A 22,203-nucleotide genomic window follows, 5' to 3' on the forward strand; every position below is an offset into this window, starting at 1 on the left:
CAGGTCCATACCACAGATACACATGCCGAAATTCTCACATCTACATACCCATACCCAGTACTCACTCCTCGACGGAGCCGCCTCCATCCAAAGCCTCTACAAAAAGGCGATCAGGGACGGCATGCCCGCCCCGGCCATCACCGACCACGGCAACATGTTCGGCGCCTTCGAATTCGTAGCCGAAGCCTATAAGCACAAGAATGACGACGGAACCCTCAAGGTCAAGCCCGTCGTAGGCTGCGAGTTCTACGTCGTCGAGGACCGTAGCAGAAAAACATTTACAAAAGAACAGCGCGACGAACGCTACCACCAGATCCTCCCGGCCAAGAACAAACAGGGCTATCAGAACCTGATCAAACTGACCTCCCTCGGCTATACCGAGGGCCTCTACAGCAAATACCCCCGCATCGACAAGGAACTCATCCTCAAATATCACGAAGGGCTCATCGCCACCACCTGCTGCATCGGGGCCTATGTCCCCCAGACCATCCTCCACGACGGGGAGGAAAAGGCGGAAAAAGAATTCAAATGGTGGCTCGACCTCTTCGGCGAAGACTACTTCATCGAACTCCAGCGCCACGCGATCAAGGAACAGGAGATCATCAACGAAACCCTGCTCAGATTCGCAAAAAAATACAACGTCCCGGTCATCGCCACCAACGACAGCCACTACACCGACCGCGACGACGCAAACGCCCACGACATCCTGCTCTGCATCAACACCGGCGAGAAGCAGGCGACACCGAGCTACGACGACATCGTCAACGACGACCTCAACACAAAGAACAGACGCTTCAAATTCCCCAACGACCAGTTCTATTTCAAGACCACGGAGGAAATGAGCACCCTGTTCAGAGACATCCCCGAGTCGATCGACAACACCAACATGATCGTCGACCGCATCGAAGTCCTCAATCTGAAAAAGGATATCCTCCTCCCCGCCTTCCCCATCCCGAAGGAATTTCAGATCCACAACGACAGCAACCTCGACCAGTGGGAATACCTGAAATACCTCACCTATGAAGGCGCCAAACTCAGATACAGCGACCTCACACCGGATATAACGGAACGCCTCGACTTCGAGCTCTTTACCATCAAGACCATGGGCTTCGCCGGCTACTTCCTCATCGTATCCGACTTCATCAAGGCCGGACGCGACATGGGCGTATTCATCGGCCCCGGTCGTGGCTCCGCGGCAGGCAGCGTCGTCGCCTACTGCATCGGCATCACCAATATCGACCCGATAAAGTACAACCTCCTGTTCGAACGCTTTCTCAACCCCGACCGTAAGTCCATGCCGGATATCGACACGGACTTCGATGACGTCGGCAGACAGCGCGTGATCGAATACGTAGCAGGCAAATACGGCAAGAACCGAGGTGGCCCAGATCGTTACCTATGGTACCATGGCCGCCAAGATGAGCATCAAGGACGTTGCCCGCGCCCTCGACCTGCCCCTGACCGAATCCAACGCCCTCGCCAAGCTCGTGCCCGAACGACCCGGCATCGAACTGAAAAGGGTCCTCCACGCCCCGCTCACGGCCAGGGAAGGCGAAAAATCCCTCGAAGAAAAAGACGGCGTAGGCCCCGACGACCTCATCAACGTCAAACTACTCCGGGATATCTATAAAGGAGACGACATGCGAAGCCGCGTCCTCCACGAGGCGGAAAGACTCGAAGGCTCCGTCCGCAACACCGGCCTCCACGCAGCAGGTATCATCATCGCTCCGGAAGACCTCATGAACATCCTCCCCGTCTGCACGGCCAAAGACTCTGACCTCCTCGTTACACAGATCGAAGGCAGCGTTATCGAAGAAGCAGGCGTTATCAAAATGGACTTCCTCGGTCTGAGGACACTCAACATCCTCAAAACCGCTCTCGAACTAATAAAAGAGAACCACGGCGTCGAGATCGTCATCGACGACATCCCGCTCGACGACGGGAAAACATTCGAACTCTACCAGCGCGCGGAAACCATCGGAACATTCCAGTTTGAAAGTCCCGGTATGCAGAAATACCTCAAGGACCTCAAACCCGACAAGTTCAGCGACCTCATCGCCATGAACGCCCTGTACCGGCCCGGCCCAATCGCCTATATCCCCAACTATATCGACCGCAAACACGGCCGCGAACCCATCGTCTTCGACCTCGCAGAAATGGAAGAATACCTCGGCGATACCTATGGGATCACGGTGTATCAGGAACAGGTAATGCTCCTCGCCCAAAAGATCGCCGGCTTTAGCAAGGGCGACGCCGACGTCCTGCGTAAGGCCATGGGTAAGAAACAAAAGTCCATCCTGGACAAGATGAAGACCCAGTTCATCAAGGGCGCCACCGCAAAAGGCTTCGACGAAAAGATCCTCGACAAGATCTGGACCGACTGGGAAGCATTCGCCCAGTACGCCTTCAATAAATCACACTCCACCTGCTACGCCTTCGTCGCGTACCAGACCGCCTACCTCAAAGCCCACTACCCGTCGGAATATATGGCCGCCGTTCTCAACCACGCCGGCAGCATCGAAAAGATCACCTTCTTCATGGAAGAGTGCAAACGGATGGGCCTCAAAGTACTCGGCCCCGACGTCAACGAATCCCGCAAAGGTTTTGCAGTCAACCAGAACGGCGATATCCGCGTCGGCCTCGGCGGCCTCAAAGGCGTCGGCGAAGCCGCCGTCGAAAGCATCATCGAAGAACGCCACAAGGAGGGCAACTTCAAGTCCATGTTCGACCTCATCAAACGCGTCAACCAGCGCGCCGTCAACAAAAAAACGCTGGAAAGCCTGGCCTACGCAGGCTCCTTCGACTGCTTCACCGAATTCCACCGCGCACAGTACTTCTTCATGCCCCCGGAGACACCTCCACAGGCCTCGAAAAGATCATCAAATTCGGCAACGTCTACCAGACCAACTCCCAGCAGACCAGCAACAGCCTCTTCGGCGACCTGACCATGCCCGAGATCGCCACACCCGAGGATCCCCACCTGCGAACCACGGACCCTGACCGAACTGCTGGACCACGAAAAAGACGTGACTGGGATGTTCATGAGCGGACACCCACTCGATCACTTCAAATTCGAGATCTCCCACTACGGCATCACACAGCTGGGAGAATACAACGAAATAAAAGACGCCCTCGGCCTCCAGAGCAACCCGGGAAAAACCCTTCGCCTGGCCGGCCTGGTCGTAGACGCGCAACACCGCGTCAGCAAAACAGGCAAACAGTTCGGAGCACTCACCATCGAAGACTATACCGGCAAGGCCGAATTCATGCTCTGGAGCGAAGACTACGCCCGCTATTCCAATTACCTGGAAAAAGGCAAGAACCTCTTCCTCATGGGCAACTTCAAACAACGGTTCAATACCAACCAGTTCGAGTTCAAGATCGACCGTATGATGCTCCTTGAAAGCATCAAACCCATCCTTACCAAACAGGTGATCATGGACGTGGAAGCACGCTTTATCAACCAGGAAATGGTCGACTTCATAGAAAAGAATGTCAAGAAGTATCCCGGCAAATCAGGCCTGAAATTCAATATCGTAGAGTCCAAAAGCCATTCGCGGGTAAGTTTGTACACAATGGGGACAGGCTTCGAAATGAATGACGAAATGTCTGCTTTCCTCGAAACTAAGCCCGAACTGGAAGTTCAGGTCGTCACTACCTGACCGCCGAACTGTCAGAATCAACCACCTGGAACGAAATTGGAATAAATAGTCCGGAAATGATCGACCACCCGCCACGGAGCCCCCGGGACCCACTTGTCGGGAAAACGACGAAAAAGTTCACAAAATTGGTTGACATTTGTATCGTAAAACAAACACATCACATAAAAAACACTAATTATGGCTTTAGAATTAACTGACACCAACTTCCAGGGAAAAAGTCATCTCTTCCGATAAATTGACCGTCGTAGACTTTTGGGCTGAATGGTGCGGACCCTGTCGCGCAATCGGACCCGTCATCGAGGAATTGTCCAAAGAATACGCCGACAAGATCAACGTAGGCAAAGTAAACGTGGACAACAATCCCCAGCTTTCCGTTAACTATGGCATCACCAGCATCCCCGCCATCCTCTTCATCAAGGACGGTAAAGTGGTGGACAAGCTCGTAGGTGCTCAGCCGAAAGCCAACTTCGTTAAGAAGATCGAATCACATATCTAATATATTATTCCGCTTTTTTCATAACAAAGGCCGCCTATAGAAATAGGCGGCCTTTCTAATTAAGTCACATTTCCTATCATTGCTTGTTGATAACCGACGCAATCTACTCCCCAAATCCAAACACAAAATTCGATTCTTCCCAACGGTCACGCCACCTTGCTCATCGGCAAAAAGATCTCCCAATAAAAAAGCCCGTCGTTCAGACGGGCTCTCTCAATTCTAGTGGTGATGTTCTTTCCAGTGATGTTCCTTCTCGTAACGGTCATGGTCAAAATCCCTGCCATGAAAATAAGGCTTGTGCTCCTTCTCGAAACGAGCATGATAATGGTCATAGTACACCTTATCATGATAATGCCCATGCCATTTCGGGTACTCATAATAGGTGGCCCCGGGATACTGTTTTTCAAAGTTAACTTCCACCCTGACCTGCGCAGAAACCGAATTTGCAACAAGGCTTCCACCAACGATCATGGCGAGAATAAGTAGCTTCTTCATACGTTGATTTTTTTGTTAGGAGATTTATATCCTACTTGATTAGAACGCAGGCGATCCGGAAAAATTAATCGGACCTCGTTAAAACCGCATTAAAACAATTGGCCTACCTGATTCACCCTCAACCTTTTGCAATTCACCGACCATACCCTTTCCAAATCCACGGTCATACGTACCTGGTATAAGAATTGAGTACACGTTATTAAAATAATACCCATGAGAAATTCCGAACCATTTGTTCTAAAGTCAGACAACGGTATTCAGATCATCTCCTGGCTCGACAAGGAGACCTTCGAAAGACTGGCCCAACACCACGACGGTCCCTGCGTCACCATATATTTACCTACACACAACTCAGGAGTGGAAGTCAACGGACAGGAAGACAAAAAAGCATTCAAATCCGTGCTGCAAAAAGTGCAGCAGTCCCTGATACAACAAAAATTCGACGCCTCCCTTGCCGGACAACTGCTGATACCCGGACTGCAGCTGCTCAGACAACGACGAGTTCTGGCACAACCAATCCCCCGGCCTCGCCGTCTTCCCTCGCCCGGATACAGCGCCTGCTGCCGGCTGCCCACAAGCCCCGATGAAAAGACCCACATCAACTCTGGCTTCCAGCTCACGCCGCTCGCATCGATCCTGACGGACACCGACTACGCGTACCTCCTCGTACTCAGCAAACACGCCGCACGCCTCTACCGCGCCGACCGCTTCACACTCGCACGCATAGACGTCCCCGAAATGCCCATCGGTATGGACGACGTCATCCAGCTTCGAAGAAAAGGACAAAAGCGGCCATATCCCCGGAACCGGCTCCAACTACCGCAGCACAAACGAAAAAGATAATATCCCCATCTATCTTAAAGAGGTCGATAAAACCCTCAAATCCGTTCTCGGCAACGGCAACATCCCCCTGTTCCTCGCTGGCGTGGAATACCTCCTGCCCATCTACCGCAACGTCTCTGCCTATAAGAACATCGCCGGCCGTTCCCTCACCGGCAACTACGACCGCGTCGACGACCATACCCTCTACCAGCACCTCCTGCCCATACTCGAAACCTACTTCGACAAACAACAGCAGGAGACCATGGCCAACCTCATCGACCACACATCCCGCGTCAATAGCTTCCCCAGGAAGTCATCCGCGCCGCATTCGAAGGCCGCATAGCCGAACTATATATCATGAAAGGGACAGAGGTTTGGGGACACTACGAACCCTCCGTCAACGAACCCATCCTCCACGAACGCGAAGAGACCGGCGACGAAAACCTCGCCGACCAGGCCGTCATCCAGACCGTCCTGCACGGCGGCAAAGCACACCTGGTGGAAAATATGCCCATAGCAGCCAAACTAGCCGCCGTCATGCGCTACTAACGGGCCTTTCGATCATACTTCATGGCCCCCTCCTTATTCCCCATTAGCTGATACGCACGGGCAATAGAATCAATAACCCCGGGGTTCGCAGGATCCCGGGCCAACTCCTTTTTCAACCGCATCACCTCCTCCACCCCCGCCTTCACCGGCCTCAAATTCATCCCCTGCGCATTATTCGCAATAGCATAGTCAAGATAAGGCGCCGCATCCGCCGGCCTGTCCTGCTGCAAACACAATACAAAAAGATACCGCGCCCTGTCAAAACTCGGCTGCCGCCGGAAAGCCTGCCCAAAATAAAAGATCGCCTTATCATACTCCCCCGACTTACCGCAAAGCATCGCCACCCGTTCCAGATACTCCCCCTCCTCCGGATGCTCCAGCATCAACCCCTCCATCACCACCCTGGCCCTCTCCCGAGGCCCCCCTCCGACTATAGTCGGCATACAGCCGGTCCATCGCCTCCTCCCAACCCAAATGCTCGAACGCAAGACTATACGCGATCTGCTCCTCCGGTCCGGCAACACTCAATTCCTCCCTCGAAGGCACGGCCGCAACCCCATGCGCCGAATCCGCAAAAGGCCAGGACCGCTTCAAATGCGCTATCCGATACTCCCCGTTCAGCGAATCCACCACCGTAACAGGCATATCGGAATAATGGATCCGCTCCTTTCCTCCCATCGCCAAATAGAACGCATCCGCCAGCAACGCATACCCCCGCAGGTTAGGATGCACATGATCCAGCACCAGCGAATCCCCCACTATCCCATGCGCGGAAGCCGCCGCAAAAGCCGCCCTCGCATCCACCAGATGCGCCACAGAATATTTTTTGACCAACTCCCTGATCACCCCATTGATACTATCCGGCGCCCGAAAACGTAACGCGTCCAGTTCCTTCGCGCTCTCAAAATACCTCCCCGCCAACCCGAACTCCTCCCGCTCATACGCCAGCTTCCCCAGATAGTACCGGCACAACGCATACCCGCTGTCCACACTATCCGCCGCCAGCAGCGCATTCCACGCCGCCAAAGAATCCCCCGCTCCCAGTGCCTGCACACCCCGCACCAGCTGCTGCTGAAACACAGGAGTCAGCCGCTGCACCTCCGGCCAGCTCATCATCGGCCTCAGATCCTTCTCATTACAAACCAGATTACTCCAGTACACCGGCACCCCGGCACTCTGCAACACACCAAGCGCCGCGTCCATATTCTGCCTGAACTGCAAAATCCCTTTATAATACTCCTTAGAACCAAACGCTATTTGCTGATCTCCAGCCATCACCTCCATCCTCGTCCTCCCGGCGCGCGATCCACCAACCCGGGAACCAAACCATCCCATCACCTTCCCCATCAGCTGCACCACCCGCGACCGCCGGGTCCACAACAGGAGCCGCACCATCCCCGGACTACTCCCCAACCGCTCCGTCGACCCCACCCCCAAGGCGCCATAATATTCATTATGCCCCGTATAGATCAACACAGCATCCGGCTGAAACTCCACCACCTCGCGGGCAAACCCCGCCACCGTATACGAATTCACCGCCGTCAGCGACACATTCACCATCTCGATCTTCTTATCCGGATGGTCGTGCATCAGCCGCCACTGCAACATCCGGTGAAAGGACCCGTTATGAAAATAAGGGTACCCGATCGTCGTCGATTCCCCCAGCACAAAGATCCGCATCGTCCCCGCCTCCTTCTCCTTCCGGAATGGCTCCTGGTTCCCCGTCGTCGCATTCAGCTGATCGGAAAAATACAGCCGCGAAGCATTCGGGTTCATCACCCAATAGTCACTGTTCCCCGGATACTCGATAAACAACGAAGGATCATAACCAAAATGAAAAAGCCGCAGCACCCCCTCCAGCACCAGCAACAGTACCAGCGGTAGCGCAACGGCAATTATCCTGAAAAGCAATCGTCTCCTCATGCCCTTAAATTTTTATTTCACCCACAGACTTTCCGTCAATCGGATCTCATCCGACCCCCGCCAACCATGATCTTAAATTCTCCCGGTTCCACCACCCGCTTCATCTCTCTATTCCACAACGCCAGCTGCGAAGGCCCCACCACAAACCTCACCACCTTACTCTCCCCAGGCCGCAGCTCCACCCTCCCAAATCCCTTCAGCCCGATCTCCGGCGTCGTCACACTACTCACAACATCCCGCACATACAGCTGCGCCACCTCGACACCCGCAACGGCTCCCTTATTCGTCACCGTTACTTCCACTACGGCCGTATCTCCCACACCGATCGCCGAAGGCGAAACCTTCAACCCTGAATACTCAAACCTCGTATAACTCAACCCATGCCCAAAAGCAAACAGCGGAGTACTCTTCTCATCCACGTATCGATGTCCCGACGTAGGCTTGTGATTATAATACCATGGTATCTGCCCCTCCGACCGGGGGAAACTCATCGGCAGCTTACCCGAAGGATTCACCTTCCCCAGCAGTACATCCGCAACCGCCAGTCCCCCTTCTCCCCCGAAAACCAGCACTCCACGATCGCGGGTATATGTTCGGCAACCCAGTTAAAACAAACCGGCCTCCCGTTTGACAACAGCGCCACCACCGGCTTCCCCGTAGCATAAACTTTCTTCACCAACTCCATCTGCCGCTCACTCAGCTGCAGATGCGCCCTGTCCTTCCCCTCACCCACCGATTCCGGCTCCTCGCCAAGCGTCACCACCACCGCATCCGCCCCCGAAACGACATCCACCGAATCCCATTTATCATACCGGATCTCCATCGAACCACCAGCCCGCTGCTTCAACCCATCCAATATAGAAACAGCCCTCCCCTCCGTATTCGAGTACCCACCCAGATAGGCACTCGTAGCCAGCGGCCCCACCACGGCCAATACCCGCGGAGCACGCAGCGGCAACACCCCACCGGCATTCTTCAGCAAACAAATACTTTCCTGAGCCGCCCGAAGAGCCAGGTCCTGATGAGCCGCCGTATGAAACACCGCAGCCTTCCGACCCACATCCGTATACGGATGGTCAAAAAGCCCCAGTAAAAATTTAACCCTCAGCACATCGCGAACCGCACTATCCAGCCGGCCGGCCGACAACTCCCCGCGGGACAACGCCGCAGAAACCGCAGCAACAAAATTCTCATGCCCAAAATCGTAAAACTGCATATTCAGCCCCGCCTTCAGCGTCTGCGCCAGAGCATCCGCGGTATCGGAAGCCACACGATGATTCACCAGCGACATCCTGATAGCCCCAAGGTCCGACAACACAAACCCCCTGAACCCCCACTCTCCCCGCAACACATCCGTCAGTAACCATTTATTGTCGACACAGGGTATCCCATCCAGCTCACTATAAGCCGCCATCATCGACAAAGCCCCACCCTCACGAACCGCCGCCTCGAACACAGGCAGGAACGAAGACCTTACCTCCCGCTCCCCCATATTCACCGGAGCCGTATTGCTCCCCGCCTCCGGTATCCCATGCACCGCAAAATGCTTCGGCTCAGCCACCACCGCGTCCGGCCGGTCCACACCCTGCCCCTGAAAACCCCGAACCATCGCAACCCCCATCCTCGAATCCAGCCACGTATCCTCCCCATAGGTCTCCTCTACCCTGCCCCACCGCGGATCACGCGGCAGACAAAGCACAGGACCTAATAACATGTCAACGCCATGTGCCCGGGTCTCCGTAGCAATAGCCCTTCCAATCTCATAGGTAAGCACCGTATCGAAAGCCCCCGCTATCTGCAGCGGGATAGGAAATGACGTGCTCCCAAACCCACTATACCCATGCAGCCCCTCTTCTATAAACAGCACCGGTATACCCAGCCTCGTCTTCTCCACCGCATAACGCTGTATACTATTCGCAATATCCGCCGTCAGCGGATACAGATCATGTACCGACCCGATACCCTCCGTCCCCATCGCCTCCGCCGTCTTCACAGGCGACCAGGCCGCGGCCTCATGCCCCTTCATATCGGCGACCTCCCGGCCCCAGTACATATCCAATTGCCTGATCTTCTCTACCGTATTCATCTTCCCCAATAAATCAACCACCCGCTGCTCGATCCAGATCATCCGTATCTCCTCCTCGTCACCGAGCCCCTGCGGCACAGCCGGACTCGGGTTGTTCGCATAATACCACCGCCGGCCATCCAGCGGCGAGCTCTCCGTCCTTCCCCCGGCATCTCCAGATGCGCATTGCTGTCGACCTCCCTCACCCACCGCCACGCATACCATAACCAGTCCTTTCGGTACTGCAACGGCTGATGCGCAAACCAACTGATCTCGTCATACCCCCAGATCCAGTCAAAACCTCCATGCCCCTGCCCCGGCTGACCCGGAGCCTTGCTCACCCCATAGTTATCGAACTCCACCAGATACGGCAGATGCTCACAACTCCACCCGCTCGGCGTTATCCCGCCCTTGCTCCGGCGATACAACCCATCCGAAAAACCCAATTCAAGCACCGCATTCTGCGGCCGGGACGTGTCTTCTTTTATTCGTAAAGGAAACGCATGAAAGTCCAGCAACAGCCTGCCATCCTTCACAAACCCTCCCCCGGGCGTATGCGCATCACACAACAAAATATGCCTCCGCGCATGCTTCCGGCCATAAGCCCGCGCCATCTCAAACACCTGCGCCCAGTAATCCAAACCCGGATCATTATGATTCATCAACTCCACCTGCCCATAGTGTATCGCCTCAAATCCCAGGTCGATATACGATGCCGCTAAAAAATAAAACCACAGCCTCGTCTCCATACGACTCACATCCGGTACCGACCCGCTATGCCCCCACTGCCCCACATGCCTCCCGTCCGCATAGATCATCGAATCATACCTGAAATTCCTCTTCTCCACCCGAAGCCCCATCGCCTTAAAAGCCCATCCCGGCACCGGTACCGAATCCACCTGCTTCGTCACGATCTCGAATATACAGGCCTCCAGTATCCTGTCCGGATCGCCCGCCAGCACGCGCGGCACCTGCACACGCGCCCGCGCAAAATTCGCCAGCAACTGTCCCTCCCTTCCCCACAAACAAATACTCCTTCCAATAAACTTTGCCCCCACATGATCCAGCATCCGGATATTATCCTCCAGATCACCACGGCCATTCAACAACCCCTCGATAGATATGCTACGATTTAAATAATTATCCAGCACCTCCCGCGAGATCTTCCCATCAAACCGATAGTCCGGTCCCGGCGCTCCGATCGAGCGCACCGCAACCAACAAAAAAATTATTCCGCAGACGGCGCGGCGCCATTGACTCCCCATTGTTTATTTGGTTTAGCCCCCATTTCTAATTCCAATATCCCCCATCCATCAGCTGCTTATGCGTAAACCACGGCTGATTCAGCACCACCCCATTCATCTTAGCACTCTGAATATACTTGTTTACAACCGAACTGTTATGCGCCACCAGCGTAAAAGTCCTCCCGTTCTCCAGCGCGATCGAAACTTTACTGAACAACGGACTCCCGATAGTATACACCGGCATCCCCGGCGTCACCGGATAAAATCCCATCGACGAAAACACTACAAATGCCGACATCCCTCCTCCATCCTCATCGCCCGGTATCCCAAACACATTGTCCTTGAACCACGTCGCCAGCAAAAACCGCACAGCCTGCTGCGTCTTCCACGGCACACCCGCATAATTGTACAAATATGGTATATGAAAACACGGCTCATTCGCCATCGAATACTGCCCCACCATCCCCGTCATATCCGGGAACTTCGACCAGAGATCCTGCTTCGAACGCCCCAGCTCCTCCCTGAACAGCTGATCCAGCCTTTCCTCCGTCGCCTTCTTCCCACCCATCAGACCGATCAGGTCGGGAATATTCTCCTGCACCTGCCACATATACGTCCAGCCATTGTCCTCGTCATAATAATCCCGTCCACCCGGACCGCCGTCAAACACCGGGTCTATAGCAATCCAGCTCCCCTTATCGTCCTTCGGCATAAAGAACCGCCGCGAACTATCCCAAAGATTTCTGTAATTCAGACCCCGGCGACCGAACTGTTCATAGTCTTCCTTCTTCCCAAGCTCCTTCGCCAGCTGCGACACCGCCCAGTCATCATATGAAGCCCCCAGCGTCACCGCCACCGCCTGCCGCCGCTCGAAAGGATGTACCTCGGATACGGTCTCTTTCTCCCCGGATGCAGGGCCGGAAAATACCCGTGCTCATGAAAAAACTCATCCAGCGAAGTCTTCGGACCATTCCTCCACGGCAACAAAGTCGCATCCGTCGAATTCTTGCGCATACCCTCATACGCACCCGCCACATCGAAATTTCTCAACCCCTTCCTCCATGCATCCAGAAACATCACCGAAGAATGAAATCCGTTCATGCACGCATAGTCGCCCCACAACACCGGAAACGTAGGCATCCACCCGCTCTGCTGATACATCCTTACATACGACTGCAGCATGTCCTCCTCCTGTTTCGGATGCAGGATCGTCCGCAGCGGATGCAGCGCCAGATAGGTATCCCATGCCCAGTCGTCCACATAAAAAGGCCGCTTATCCGTATTCACCCGCTTGTTATACCCGCTATAGTAAGACTGCCCCTCCGAAATATCCACCATCCGCTCCTGACATCGGTACAACGCCGAATAAAACGACCTCCGCTGAGCCTCCGTCGCCCCCTCCACTTTGATCTGACCCACCACCTTCTGCCATGCCTCCTCCGCGTGCTGCCGCACCGCCGCAAACGCGCGACCCTCGACCTCCCGCTTATAATTCGCCTTCGCCTGCTCCGCACTTACAAAGCTGATCGCGTACCTCAGCTCAACCGCCCCACTCCCCGAAGGGAAACTCCACATACGTCCGCGAAACAGCCCCAGCCACAGCAGCAGCCTCCGGCTTCCCCTCAACACTAAACACCCCATACATATATATCTTTACATCCCCATGCCAGGTCTCCGTCCCCGTAACCTCGCGACCCGACAAAAAATGCCACGAAGACCCACCACCATTATATACATTTAACAACAAAGCCCTCCGCCCGGAAGACCCAAAGGCGTATCGATATATGCCCGTCTTCTCCCCGGAGCAAACTCCACCGTAATATTGTCGTTCTCCAGCCAGGTGGAATAATACCAGGGCCTCGTCACTTCCAGGTCATGATCGTAAGGCATCCTCCGCTTCCACGCATCGTCTCCGGTCAAAGGCAGCTCTCCAACATATGGCTTTATAGAAAAAGCTTCTCCCAGGCGATGCGACACCATCGTCAGGGGAAAGCTCGAAATACAATTATCCATATAGTCCTTCCTCACCGGATACATCCTTATCACCTGATTAGGCAAAGACACCGTCGGCCGCGTAGGCTCCAGCAAAGCCCCCACATTCCCGATCGTCGGATCGATATAGCCCACCTGCCCATACGCCCCAACAAAACAAAAAAATAGCAGAGGTAAAACAAGTCTCTTCATAACAATTAAAAAATGGCCGTGCCCGCAGGCACGGCCTAATAAAATAATAATATCAATACCCATCATTCTGCTTCCAGGCGGCATTCAGCGTCATCTCCGCCAGCGGTATCGGCGCCCAGTACTTCTGCGCATAATTCACACCCGCAGGTATCGGATTCTCGGTCGCATCCCTCGCCGCGGATATCTGCGGCAACAACTGCAGCCGAACGATATCGAACCAGCGCACGCCGAACTCCTCCGCAAACTCATAAGACCTTTCATACACCACCGAATCCCTGAACGCCGTCTGCGAAAGCCCCGGCGTCAGATCGGGCAGCCCGGCGCGGGCCCGCACCTGATTGATCGCCGCATAACTCGCCGCCGACGGACCACTTGCCCGCCATATCGGAAGCCTCGGCATAGTCCAGCAGCACACCCGCATACCGGCTGATCACCGTTTCCATATTGGTGGAAGGCTGTATCGTGAACAGATGCGTAGCGTCTTCATTGACACCATCCCCTATTCCGTTCGTTACCAGACCGGCCCTGTACTTCCTGTAGTAAGGATGCTGCGCGTGCGTCGCCGGAGAATTCCACGGCACCAGGGTAAACGTCTGCTTGTCCGGATTCCGCAGCTTGATCGTATCGTAGAAGGTCATACTGCTCCGCTGACAGATCGGCCTGTTCTTGTAGAAATTGATCTCCGGATAAACATCATCCCATCCGCTGCTTCCATCCACAGCCACCTCATCCAGCGGCACATTCGAAGAGCCATACCGGCGGTTGGGCAGGTTGCCCGCCACACTGTACTGCAGCGCGAAGATCGTCTCGGGACCATTCCGCGTCTTGAACACCTGGTCGTAGGGGATATTCATATTGAACACGTTCGAAGACATGACGATATTCGCCTCATCCGCAGCCGCCTGATACTTCGTCGCATCATTCACCGGCCATCCCGCCATTGTCAGATAGGCATCGGCAAGAACAGCGCTCGCGGAATAGATGCTGGGATGCCCCTGCACCTTCGTCTTGCCCAGCATCGCCTTGGCCATACCAAGATCACTGATGATCTGCTTGTAAACATCCGCCACCGCACTCCTCGGAACACGCGTCGTCGCGTCGATCGGCGCCGTCACTATCGGCAGCGGGCCGAACGTGCGAACCAGATAATAATAACACAGACCCCGCAGGAAATACGCCTCACCCGCCGACTTGTTCCTCGTCACGGTATCCGTGGTCGAGATCTTGGAATAATTCTGCAGGATAAAGTTCGCATTGTAGATCGTCTGCCAGGGGACCATTCCACTCCGCGGGCAGCGAAGAGTTGGTGGAGCTGCCCTGCAGCCTGTCGAACTCGCGCTGGTCGCCCTTGTTCAGACCCGGGTCCGTCGTCAGGTCGTCCGACCCGAAATAGGAGGTCTCCTTGCTCGTGAAACCCCACGCGCCGTCACGCGCCAGCTGGATATACATACCGGCAACCGCCGCATCCAGATCGCTCTGCGTCTTATAATAACTGTCCGGCGTGATATTGCCTTTCGGATTCTCTGTCAGCTTCTGACATCCGGAAAATACTGCCGCCGCTGCACCCGCCACAAGCAGCCCGGTCGCCCAAATATAAAATCTTGAATATTTCATATGGAAATACATTTATGATTATAATGAAAGTCTGAAACCCATCGTATACGACTTGGGGTTGGGGATAACACCGAACTCCTGTCCCTGCGAGATTGCATTACCCGTCGGTTGCTGGTCGATCTCCGGATCATACCCCTTGTACGGAGTGATGGTCCACAGGTTCTGACCGCTGACATATACCTCGAGACTGTTCAGCTTCATGCGATGCGTCACCGCGGAAGGCAGACGATAGGTCAGCGAAAGGTTCTTCAGCTTCGCATAGCTCGAATTGTATACATAACGGCTGCTGCCATTGTAGTTATGCCCCGTGCTGCTCCACGCGGGATTATTGCTGTTCGGGTTCTTGTCCGACCACAGATTCTCCGGCACGGCCTGTGTGGTCGTAGCATTCTTCATGTCCCCAAGACCGCCCCAGAGATAGGCCAGCGTCTGCGAGAACACCTGACTGCCCTGTACGCCCTGGAACATAAAGCTCAGCGTAAAATCATGATAGCTGAAGTCATTGATAAACCCATAAGTGTACTTCGGCGTCGCATTTCCGAGCAGCTCGATAGTCGGCCGCCGTGAAGGCATGGTCACCGTTTACGTCCAGATACTTGGCGTCACCAGGCTTATTGCCATACAGCGCAGCCTGCGTAGCCTCGCCGCTCTTCCACGTGCCGAGGAACTGGTAGCCCGCAAACTCACCCAGCGGCTGCCCTACTTTCAGCACCGCGTTATACGTATTGTTACCGCCGATCGCATACAAATTGTCCAGACCGCCGAGGTCAAGCACCTTGTTCCGGTTCATGGACACCGTTAAATTCACGTTCCAGCTTGAACTCCCTCGTGGAGATCGGCGAACCACCCACCATGAATTCCAAACCCTTGTTCGAAACGCTCCCGATATTGGTCTGGTAGTTCAGACCACCGCCGCCATACTGGGTAGAAGGGATATTGTACAGGAGGTTCCTGATCTTCCCCGTATAGGCATCGATCGTAAAGAACAACCGGTTGTTCAAAAAGCCATATCGATACCGGCATCATAAGTGCTTTTGATCTCCCACTTGAGCAACTTCGACACGGGCGCGCCGGCAGAAGTGGCTACGCTCGCATTACCCGACTGACCGGGGCTGCCGCCGCCGAAATAATAGTTGTTCTGGTTGTTGCCGCCGCCGGAATTGATCCGCTGTATCGTCGAATACGCCGGCACCGCCTGATTGCCCGTCTGGCCATACGAAGCGCGGACCTTGAAATCGGAGAACACATTCGAATTCTCCATGAACTTCTCCTTCTTCATATTCCAGTTGACACCCACCGACGGGAAACTGCTCCACTTGTTGGTCAGGTGCGAGCTCCCGTCCTCACGGATGCTGGCCGACAACGTATACTTGTCCTTGTAGGTATAGTACACACGACCCAGCCAGGAGACAAGCGCGTCTGCCGAATAAGAGGTCGATACCGCCTGCGTTGCGCCCAGACCGAGGTTGTAATAGCCCTGTCCGTAGGAGATCAGGTTACGCGCCGTCGCAAGTGGTCGACATATTCTGACCATTCTGCAGTTCATACAGCGCAGTAGCCGTGATCGCATGATCCCCGAACTTGTGCTTATAGGTCAGATAGTTGCTGCTCAGAAATCCCCTGTTCTTGGCGCTGACGGTAAATGCATTGTCTGAATGATTGTCATAAGCTGCCGTATTAGGTCCATCCAAGGACTGTCCATATCCATAAAATAGATTGTACACGTTCGTCGACGTGAACGTCAGGTCCTTCCAGATCCGGTAGGTGACGATCGCCGACCCGCTGTAGTTGTCCGTCAGCGCACCGCCGCCGGCCATATTATCATGGCTGATGCTAAGCGCCTGCGCGATCGGGTTGAACTGTATCGAGGCAAAACTCGAATGTTTGACAAAATTGCCGTTCCCGTCCCGGATCGGCGAAGTAGGATCCCACTCCACGGCCTGATTGAACGGATCACCCAAACCTCCGCCATAGTTCGTGTTGTGGTTGCGGGGATGATACCCGTCACGATGAACTTCACGTTGATCTTATTGTTCACCCTAACATCCACATTACCCCTGAACGTGGTCTTCCGGTACCACTGGTTCAGGATGATACCCGGCTGACTCAGATAACCGCCGGAGAAATAGTACCGGACATTGTCCGACCCGCCGCTCAGGCTGGCCTGATAGTTCTGTACCCAGGGCTCCGTATGCAGCGCCCGCTGCCAGTCCGTACCCTTTACCGCTCCCGACTTGAAGTCGGACAGCTGCTGGGCCGAGAAAGGCTGCGATGCCGCCGATCCCCCCTGCGCCACGAACTGCGCATTCACCGACCGCGCAAAATCGTAGGCCTGCATCAGATCCAGCTCGCGCGGGATCTTGTTCTTCTGCGCCCACGCATTCACCGTCAGTTTGGGCGAGCCGACGCCACCCGACTTGGTAGTGATCAGAACCACGCCGTTCGAAGCCCTGGACCCGTAGATCGCGGTCGAAGCAGCGTCCTTTAATACCTCGAGCGACTCGATATCCGCCGGATTCACGTCCGTCCCGTTACCGATATTGCCGTCGATCACATACAAAGGCTCAGTACCACCCGTAATGGAGTTCGCGCCCCTGATCTTGACCCTTAGCCCCTGCCCCGGCTGACCGTTGGGACTGAGTACCGCGACACCGGCCGTAGTTCCCTGCAGGGCCTGCTCCATCCGTACCAGCGGACGCTTGGCGATCTCCGCCGCCTTTACGCTGCTGCTGGCGCCGGTGATATCGCTCTTCTTTTTGCGTACCATAGCCCACCACGACCACGTCGCCGAGAGTGTTGGGGTCCTGCTGAAGACTAATGTTCAGCTCGGTCCGCCCCTTCACCGGATACTCCGCATGGAGATACCCGACATAACTGATCACCAGCACGGGCGCCACCTCGGCTGCCGGTGCTGATCTGATAATTACCCGAAAGATCCGTAGAAGTCGAGACGGTAGTGCCCTTAAGTGTGACCGTGGCTCCCGGAAAGCGGACGATTGTTCTCGTCCATCACCCTTCCCCGAACCACCTGTCCCTGAGCTTCGGCCTTAACGAGGCCGACGACTACCAAAAGCAGTGTCAGTAATTTTTTCATACACAAGCAATTGATTTTTATGAGATGAATAGGATACAAATTTGGCCGGACCACATTAACAGGACCTCCAATTTTTCCTTAATTAGTGCCTTAACTAAGTTTTTTTTTAGTTTCACCCCCTGCACTGCCACTGCAGTCCCCTTCGGCTCCCTCCGGTGCCACCAGGTAGCGAGCGACGAACCCGTAATATTCATCATCGGACCAAATACCGCTGGAGCGAGACCCACCGTCGCCAGCTTCCCCATCGCCAGCGCAATCCCCGAAGCAAGCCCCCCATTCTGCATCCCCACCTCCAGCGAGATCGTCCGGCAATCCTTCTCTTCCATCCCCAGCACTCTCCCCGACCAGTACCCCAGAGTGTAACCTCGCCACATTTTGCAGCAGCGTAGCCGCGATCAGCAGCAACCCCACCTCGAGCAGACTATCCCTCCCCGCCGCCGTGATCACCACGATGATCGCCGCGATCCCGGTCATCGATACCAGCGGCATCGCCCGGTCCAGCCACCCGATCCGGCCTTTCAGCAAATAATTAAAAAGTAGACCCGCTACTATCGGTAGTATCACGATCTGCGTAATATCCCAGACCATCGCCCAAAAATGCACCTCCACCAGCTGACCCGCCAGCAGACGCATCAGCAGCGGCGTCAGAAAAGGCGCCACCAACGTCGAAACAGTCGTCACGCTCACAGATAGCGCCAGATTCGCCCTGGCAAGAAAAGACATCACATTCGACGCCAGCCCGCTGGGACAACACCCCACCAGGACGACCCCCGCCGCGATCTCCGGCGGAAACGAAAAGGCATGGATCAGCGAAAAACTCACCAGCGGCATGATGGTATAGTGACAAACCACCCCGATAAAGATCCCCTTCGGCATCCGCAGCACGTCCCTGAACTCCTTCAGACTAAGCTCCGTCCCCATGCCGAACATTATGACCTGCAGCAAAGGCAGGATCAGCCGCGATAATTTGAAATCCCCGACTTTTATAAAATACTGCGGATAATACATCGCCAGACTCACCGCCGCGAAGATGATGACCGTAAAAGAAAACCCCTTCAGCAACTTCGACCTCCGGAACAACAGCGCTACCACAACAAAGAACGCCATCAACCCCCAGCCGCTCCACCCCGCCTGACTCCCGGACTCAAGAGCAAAAGCGATATACTCGCCCCCGTTTTCAGTCCCCTGCCCCCTCCGGCCGCGATCACCACATACTGTTTTCCATCGATGCTATAGGTTATAGGTGTAGCAAACCCGCCCGCGGGCAGCTGATAATCCCAAAGGACCTTTCCGTCTTTCTGATCGAAGGCCCGGATCTTCTCGTCCCTCGTCCCCGCGATAAAGACCAGCCCACCCGCCGTCGCCAGCGGTCCCCCATAACTCTCCGTCCCCGTCGCCGGCACACCCTTCTTCGCCAGCTCCGGATATTCACCCAGCGGCACCTTCCATTTATACTCACCCGTATTCAGGTCGATCGCGTTCAGCGTCCCCCACGGCGGTTTGATACCGGGATAGCCGTTCGAATCCTCTACCTTCTCCCAGACCTTACTGATATAAGGTGGTTCATACGGGAAATCCGAATGTTTTCCCCTCGCCGTATCCCTCGCATCATTGTGCTCACCCCCTACCCGGCGCCCGCCCCATCCGCTCACCAAAAATTCGACGATCGCTTTCCGATCATCCTCCGACAGCTGATTCTGGAACGATGGCATCCGCCCCTGCCCAACCGCCACGATATGCGCGATCTCTTCCTTCTTAAATTTCTTTCCGACGGCCTGCAGACCCGGGACCTCCAGACCATTCCCCTTCCGGTCCGCCCCATGACAGGGACTGCAGCTCGTCACATACAAACCCTGCCCTTTCGACAGCGCCGCGATCTCTTTTTTCGTTCAGCCATCGAGACCATCTGCAACAACCAGGGCGCATTATTCGAATTCTGATAAAAGACACCATTGGTATCAACTGCATTCCCGCCCCACTCCGCTCCCCCGCTATACCCCACCAACACCGTTCCCTTCTCACCCGGAGGCAGATAGTTCGCGCTATCCGATATAAATGGACCACACAACGGCTCGGGCTTCACCGGAACCGGCTGCGTCGGCCACGGCTTTTCCCCCGGCAATCCTACTATCGGTACCGGCCGTTCCTCCACCGGAAAAACAGACTTCCCGCTATCCCTGTCCAGCACAAACACATTCCCTCCCTTCGTCACCTGCACTACAACATCGATCAGCTTGCCATCCCGGCGTATCGTCGTCAGATTCGGCGGACAAGGGATATCCCTGTCCCACAGATCATGATGCGTCGTCTGATAATACCATTTCAGTCTCCCGCTCCCCGCATCCAGCGCGAGCACACAGTCCGAGAATAAATTCTTCCCCTCCCTGTCTCCTCCATAAAAATCCGATGACGGCGAACCCGTTCCAAAATACACCATCCCCCTTCTTTCATCCAGCGACATCCCGCCCCAGTTATTGGTTCCACCCGCCCACTTATACGCGTCCTTCGGCCAGGTCTCATAACCCGGTTCCCCCGGCTGCGGTATCGTATGGAAGGTCCAGACGAGCTGCCCCGTTTGCGCGTCGAATCCCCGAACATAACCCGGCGCCGCATTCCCAGCCTCCGACACAGCGCTTCCATAAATAAGGATATTCTTATAGACGATCCCCGGAGAGGTCGCCGTCACATACAAATGCTTCACGTCATGGTTGATATCCAATCCGGTCGTAAACGCCACCTTCCCACTCTCCCCAAATCCCTCCACCGGCTCCCCCGTCTGCGCATTTACCGCAAACAACTCCGCACCCGCCACATAAAATATTCGGTTATTCCAGTACGTCACACCCCGACACTCATTCAGCCTCGGCTCTTTTCCTTCGAAAGGGTCGAACTGCCACAGCTGCCGGCCACTCGCCGCATCCAGCGCAAACAGCTTCAGCTTCGGGCCGACCCCGTACAAAACCTTACCGACAACAATAGGCTGACACTGTATATCATGCCGCGCCGCTCCCGGAATTATAGGTCCACGCCACTTTCAGGTCCTTCACATTCCCAACATTGATCTGCGTCAAAGATGAATATCTGTTATTCTCTTTATTCCCCCCATAATTCGGCCAGTCGCCCGAAGAACCACCCGGATGCCCGCAACCCCAAAAACCAAAAACGACAAGCAAGAAAAACCCCGTGAATTTCATTTCAAATAAAATTGATAGTCAATCGTCCAGGAAAATGTTTGACCGGGCGGCACCCGTATATGCAAATAAGGCTCGGGACAAAGTATAGTTGGCGATCCCCAGTAGACCAGCTTCGACAGCGGCTGGTCACATCGGATATATATTCCCGTTGAACCATTCTCAAGCCGGATCTCATACTCCTCCTTGCCGTGCAACTGCCCATATACCTTCGTTATCGGTTCGTTCAGAACCACCGAGTCCCCCGGTACATCGATCCGGAATCCGGCCCCCGTCATCGTACTGTCCATCCGGAAGAAATTATGATCGAATACATCCGTCTCGATCACCTCAGACCCCGTATTTTTCAGATGGTGTACCAGTCGAAAACCAGCCCCATCCAGCACAACGGCCTTCTCGTAGACATACGGCTTCAACCGCTGCACAAACACAACACTCCTCTTTTTCTTCTTTACCACCCACTCCCCCGCATCCACGATCGGGTAATACCGGAATGAATTATACCTCATCGTATCCGGCCGCTCCAACTCTCCCACCCCGATCTGAAAGAACGTCTTCCCTTCCCCAAACCCCAACGGCGAGAACGACTCGACCGGCCCTACGATCGCGTCGTGTATCCTCGGCCCGTACTTCGGGAACCATCGCGTCACAAACCGATGACCCTTATATTCCACCACCGGCATCACCCCCGACCAATCAAATCGGGTAGCGCGATAGTATCCCTTCGCCGTATCCGGCAGATACAACCCAACACGCACCATACCATTACTGATCTCTGTATATGGCGCGTCCTGTCCCCGGACCACCACCCCGAGCACTACCAAAGCCGCCACCAACCCAGCTTTTATCATATATCCATCCATT

Annotated in this window: 29 protein-coding genes and 2 pseudogenes; 7 read left to right on the forward strand and 24 right to left on the reverse strand. The window is 55.0% G+C overall.

What is annotated here, in order from left to right; translation table 11 throughout:
- Nucleotides 1-22: 22 nt before the first annotated feature.
- The 4 genes and pseudogenes from dnaE (ACQ86N_RS27420) to trxA form a co-directional block, all read left to right on the forward strand.
- Nucleotides 23-1,309 (forward strand): annotated as a pseudogene (gene dnaE / locus ACQ86N_RS27420) (DNA polymerase III subunit alpha); the annotation flags it as partial.
- Nucleotides 1,310-1,418: 109 nt separating this feature from the next.
- Nucleotides 1,419-2,945 carry a DNA polymerase III subunit alpha gene (dnaE, locus tag ACQ86N_RS27425; protein ID WP_431209829.1) on the forward strand — a complete coding sequence of 509 codons (1,527 nt, stop codon included), beginning with the start codon at nt 1,419-1,421 and terminating at the stop codon, nt 2,943-2,945.
- A gap of 90 nt (nt 2,946-3,035) precedes the next feature.
- Nucleotides 3,036-3,662 carry an OB-fold nucleic acid binding domain-containing protein gene (locus ACQ86N_RS27430; protein WP_431209830.1) on the forward strand — a complete coding sequence of 209 codons (627 nt, stop codon included), beginning with the start codon at nt 3,036-3,038 and terminating at the stop codon, nt 3,660-3,662.
- A 235-nt stretch (nt 3,663-3,897) separates the two neighbouring features.
- The gene (gene trxA, locus ACQ86N_RS27435) at nt 3,898-4,158 is read left to right on the forward strand and encodes a thioredoxin (RefSeq protein WP_431209831.1); all 261 of its coding nucleotides are present in this window, start codon (nt 3,898-3,900) and stop codon (nt 4,156-4,158) included.
- A gap of 219 nt (nt 4,159-4,377) precedes the next feature.
- On the opposite strand, the gene ACQ86N_RS27440 is transcribed toward trxA, so the two are convergent.
- Nucleotides 4,378-4,653, reverse strand: a complete 276-nt coding sequence (locus ACQ86N_RS27440) for a hypothetical protein (protein ID WP_431209832.1) — start codon at nt 4,651-4,653, stop codon at nt 4,378-4,380.
- 213 nt (nt 4,654-4,866) lie between these two features.
- Here ACQ86N_RS27440 and ACQ86N_RS27445 point away from each other — a divergent pair, with 213 nt between their 5' ends.
- Genes ACQ86N_RS27445 through ACQ86N_RS27455 form a run of 3 tightly spaced genes read left to right on the forward strand, consistent with a single transcriptional unit; the run spans nt 4,867 to nt 6,024 of the window.
- Nucleotides 4,867-5,496 (forward strand): hypothetical protein, encoded by a 630-nt coding sequence (locus tag ACQ86N_RS27445; RefSeq protein ID WP_431209833.1) that lies wholly within the window; start codon nt 4,867-4,869, stop codon nt 5,494-5,496.
- Nucleotides 5,450-5,818, forward strand: a complete 369-nt coding sequence (locus ACQ86N_RS27450; RefSeq protein ID WP_431217618.1) for a hypothetical protein — start codon at nt 5,450-5,452, stop codon at nt 5,816-5,818. Before ACQ86N_RS27445 ends, ACQ86N_RS27450 begins: the two co-directional genes overlap by 47 nt.
- A gap of 14 nt (nt 5,819-5,832) precedes the next feature.
- Complete coding sequence (locus ACQ86N_RS27455; protein ID WP_431209834.1) at nt 5,833-6,024, forward strand: hypothetical protein; 192 nt, start codon at nt 5,833-5,835, stop codon at nt 6,022-6,024.
- Here ACQ86N_RS27455 and ACQ86N_RS27460 read toward each other — a convergent pair.
- The 23 genes and pseudogenes from ACQ86N_RS27460 to ACQ86N_RS27570 form a co-directional block, all read right to left on the reverse strand.
- Entirely contained in the window at nt 6,021-6,407 is a 387-nt protein-coding gene (locus ACQ86N_RS27460; protein ID WP_431209835.1) for a tetratricopeptide repeat protein, read from the reverse strand. The genes ACQ86N_RS27455 and ACQ86N_RS27460 overlap by 4 nt on opposite strands.
- A complete protein-coding gene (locus tag ACQ86N_RS27465) occupies nt 6,349-7,947 on the reverse strand; it encodes a hypothetical protein (RefSeq protein ID WP_431209836.1) in 1,599 nt (532 codons plus the stop codon). The genes ACQ86N_RS27460 and ACQ86N_RS27465 overlap by 59 nt, the downstream gene beginning before the upstream one ends.
- Nucleotides 7,948-7,982: 35 nt before the next feature.
- Nucleotides 7,983-8,366, reverse strand: coding sequence for a fibronectin type III-like domain-contianing protein (locus ACQ86N_RS27470; RefSeq protein ID WP_431217619.1), 384 nt, complete (start codon nt 8,364-8,366; stop codon nt 7,983-7,985).
- Between the two features lie 9 nt (nt 8,367-8,375).
- Nucleotides 8,376-10,075 (reverse strand): annotated as a pseudogene (locus tag ACQ86N_RS27475) (glycoside hydrolase family 3 N-terminal domain-containing protein); the annotation flags it as partial.
- Nucleotides 10,072-11,223 (reverse strand): hypothetical protein, encoded by a 1,152-nt coding sequence (locus tag ACQ86N_RS27480; RefSeq protein ID WP_431209837.1) that lies wholly within the window; start codon nt 11,221-11,223, stop codon nt 10,072-10,074. The gene ACQ86N_RS27480 and the pseudogene ACQ86N_RS27475, both read right to left, overlap by 4 nt.
- Nucleotides 11,224-11,302: 79 nt before the next feature.
- Nucleotides 11,303-12,112 carry a glycoside hydrolase family 92 protein gene (locus ACQ86N_RS27485; protein WP_431209838.1) on the reverse strand — a complete coding sequence of 270 codons (810 nt, stop codon included), beginning with the start codon at nt 12,110-12,112 and terminating at the stop codon, nt 11,303-11,305.
- Entirely contained in the window at nt 12,103-12,897 is a 795-nt protein-coding gene (locus ACQ86N_RS27490) for a glycoside hydrolase domain-containing protein (protein ID WP_431209839.1), read from the reverse strand. Before ACQ86N_RS27490 ends, ACQ86N_RS27485 begins: the two co-directional genes overlap by 10 nt.
- 96 nt (nt 12,898-12,993) lie before the next feature.
- Nucleotides 12,994-13,440 carry a hypothetical protein gene (locus ACQ86N_RS27495; protein ID WP_431209840.1) on the reverse strand — a complete coding sequence of 149 codons (447 nt, stop codon included), beginning with the start codon at nt 13,438-13,440 and terminating at the stop codon, nt 12,994-12,996.
- Nucleotides 13,441-13,492: 52 nt separating this feature from the next.
- Nucleotides 13,493-13,774, reverse strand: coding sequence for a RagB/SusD family nutrient uptake outer membrane protein (locus ACQ86N_RS27500; RefSeq protein WP_431209841.1), 282 nt, complete (start codon nt 13,772-13,774; stop codon nt 13,493-13,495).
- Nucleotides 13,698-14,720 carry a RagB/SusD family nutrient uptake outer membrane protein gene (locus ACQ86N_RS27505; protein ID WP_431209842.1) on the reverse strand — a complete coding sequence of 341 codons (1,023 nt, stop codon included), beginning with the start codon at nt 14,718-14,720 and terminating at the stop codon, nt 13,698-13,700. The genes ACQ86N_RS27500 and ACQ86N_RS27505 overlap by 77 nt, the downstream gene beginning before the upstream one ends.
- A complete protein-coding gene (locus tag ACQ86N_RS27510) occupies nt 14,620-15,054 on the reverse strand; it encodes a hypothetical protein (protein WP_431209843.1) in 435 nt (144 codons plus the stop codon). Before ACQ86N_RS27510 ends, ACQ86N_RS27505 begins: the two co-directional genes overlap by 101 nt.
- An 18-nt stretch (nt 15,055-15,072) precedes the next feature.
- Nucleotides 15,073-15,627 (reverse strand): hypothetical protein, encoded by a 555-nt coding sequence (locus tag ACQ86N_RS27515; RefSeq protein WP_431209844.1) that lies wholly within the window; start codon nt 15,625-15,627, stop codon nt 15,073-15,075.
- Nucleotides 15,554-15,844, reverse strand: coding sequence for a hypothetical protein (locus ACQ86N_RS27520; RefSeq protein ID WP_431209845.1), 291 nt, complete (start codon nt 15,842-15,844; stop codon nt 15,554-15,556). Before ACQ86N_RS27520 ends, ACQ86N_RS27515 begins: the two co-directional genes overlap by 74 nt.
- A complete protein-coding gene (locus ACQ86N_RS27525; protein ID WP_431209846.1) occupies nt 15,822-16,055 on the reverse strand; it encodes a TonB-dependent receptor domain-containing protein in 234 nt (77 codons plus the stop codon). The genes ACQ86N_RS27520 and ACQ86N_RS27525 overlap by 23 nt, the downstream gene beginning before the upstream one ends.
- Nucleotides 16,052-16,600, reverse strand: coding sequence for a hypothetical protein (locus tag ACQ86N_RS27530; protein ID WP_431209847.1), 549 nt, complete (start codon nt 16,598-16,600; stop codon nt 16,052-16,054). The genes ACQ86N_RS27525 and ACQ86N_RS27530 overlap by 4 nt, the downstream gene beginning before the upstream one ends.
- On the reverse strand, nt 16,551-16,871 hold the full coding sequence (locus ACQ86N_RS27535) for a hypothetical protein (RefSeq protein WP_431209848.1): 321 nt from the start codon (nt 16,869-16,871) through the stop codon (nt 16,551-16,553). The genes ACQ86N_RS27530 and ACQ86N_RS27535 overlap by 50 nt, the downstream gene beginning before the upstream one ends.
- Nucleotides 16,850-17,821 (reverse strand): TonB-dependent receptor plug domain-containing protein, encoded by a 972-nt coding sequence (locus tag ACQ86N_RS27540; protein ID WP_431209849.1) that lies wholly within the window; start codon nt 17,819-17,821, stop codon nt 16,850-16,852. Before ACQ86N_RS27540 ends, ACQ86N_RS27535 begins: the two co-directional genes overlap by 22 nt.
- A gap of 195 nt (nt 17,822-18,016) precedes the next feature.
- Nucleotides 18,017-18,148, reverse strand: coding sequence for a hypothetical protein (locus ACQ86N_RS27545; protein ID WP_431209850.1), 132 nt, complete (start codon nt 18,146-18,148; stop codon nt 18,017-18,019).
- 90 nt (nt 18,149-18,238) lie between these two features.
- Nucleotides 18,239-19,255, reverse strand: a complete 1,017-nt coding sequence (locus ACQ86N_RS27550) for a bile acid:sodium symporter family protein (RefSeq protein ID WP_431209851.1) — start codon at nt 19,253-19,255, stop codon at nt 18,239-18,241.
- On the reverse strand, nt 19,255-19,992 hold the full coding sequence (locus ACQ86N_RS27555) for a c-type cytochrome (protein ID WP_431209852.1): 738 nt from the start codon (nt 19,990-19,992) through the stop codon (nt 19,255-19,257). The genes ACQ86N_RS27550 and ACQ86N_RS27555 overlap by 1 nt, the downstream gene beginning before the upstream one ends.
- Complete coding sequence (locus ACQ86N_RS27560; RefSeq protein WP_431209853.1) at nt 19,989-21,107, reverse strand: PQQ-binding-like beta-propeller repeat protein; 1,119 nt, start codon at nt 21,105-21,107, stop codon at nt 19,989-19,991. The genes ACQ86N_RS27555 and ACQ86N_RS27560 overlap by 4 nt, the downstream gene beginning before the upstream one ends.
- A 34-nt stretch (nt 21,108-21,141) precedes the next feature.
- The gene (locus ACQ86N_RS27565; RefSeq protein ID WP_431209854.1) at nt 21,142-21,342 is read right to left on the reverse strand and encodes a hypothetical protein; all 201 of its coding nucleotides are present in this window, start codon (nt 21,340-21,342) and stop codon (nt 21,142-21,144) included.
- The gene (locus tag ACQ86N_RS27570; protein ID WP_431209855.1) at nt 21,339-22,190 is read right to left on the reverse strand and encodes a hypothetical protein; all 852 of its coding nucleotides are present in this window, start codon (nt 22,188-22,190) and stop codon (nt 21,339-21,341) included. The genes ACQ86N_RS27565 and ACQ86N_RS27570 overlap by 4 nt, the downstream gene beginning before the upstream one ends.
- Between the last annotated feature and the right edge of the window lie 13 nt (nt 22,191-22,203).

It is taken from the genome of Puia sp. P3 (assembly GCF_050632245.1).
Classification (GTDB): Bacteria; Bacteroidota; Bacteroidia; order Chitinophagales; family Chitinophagaceae; genus Puia.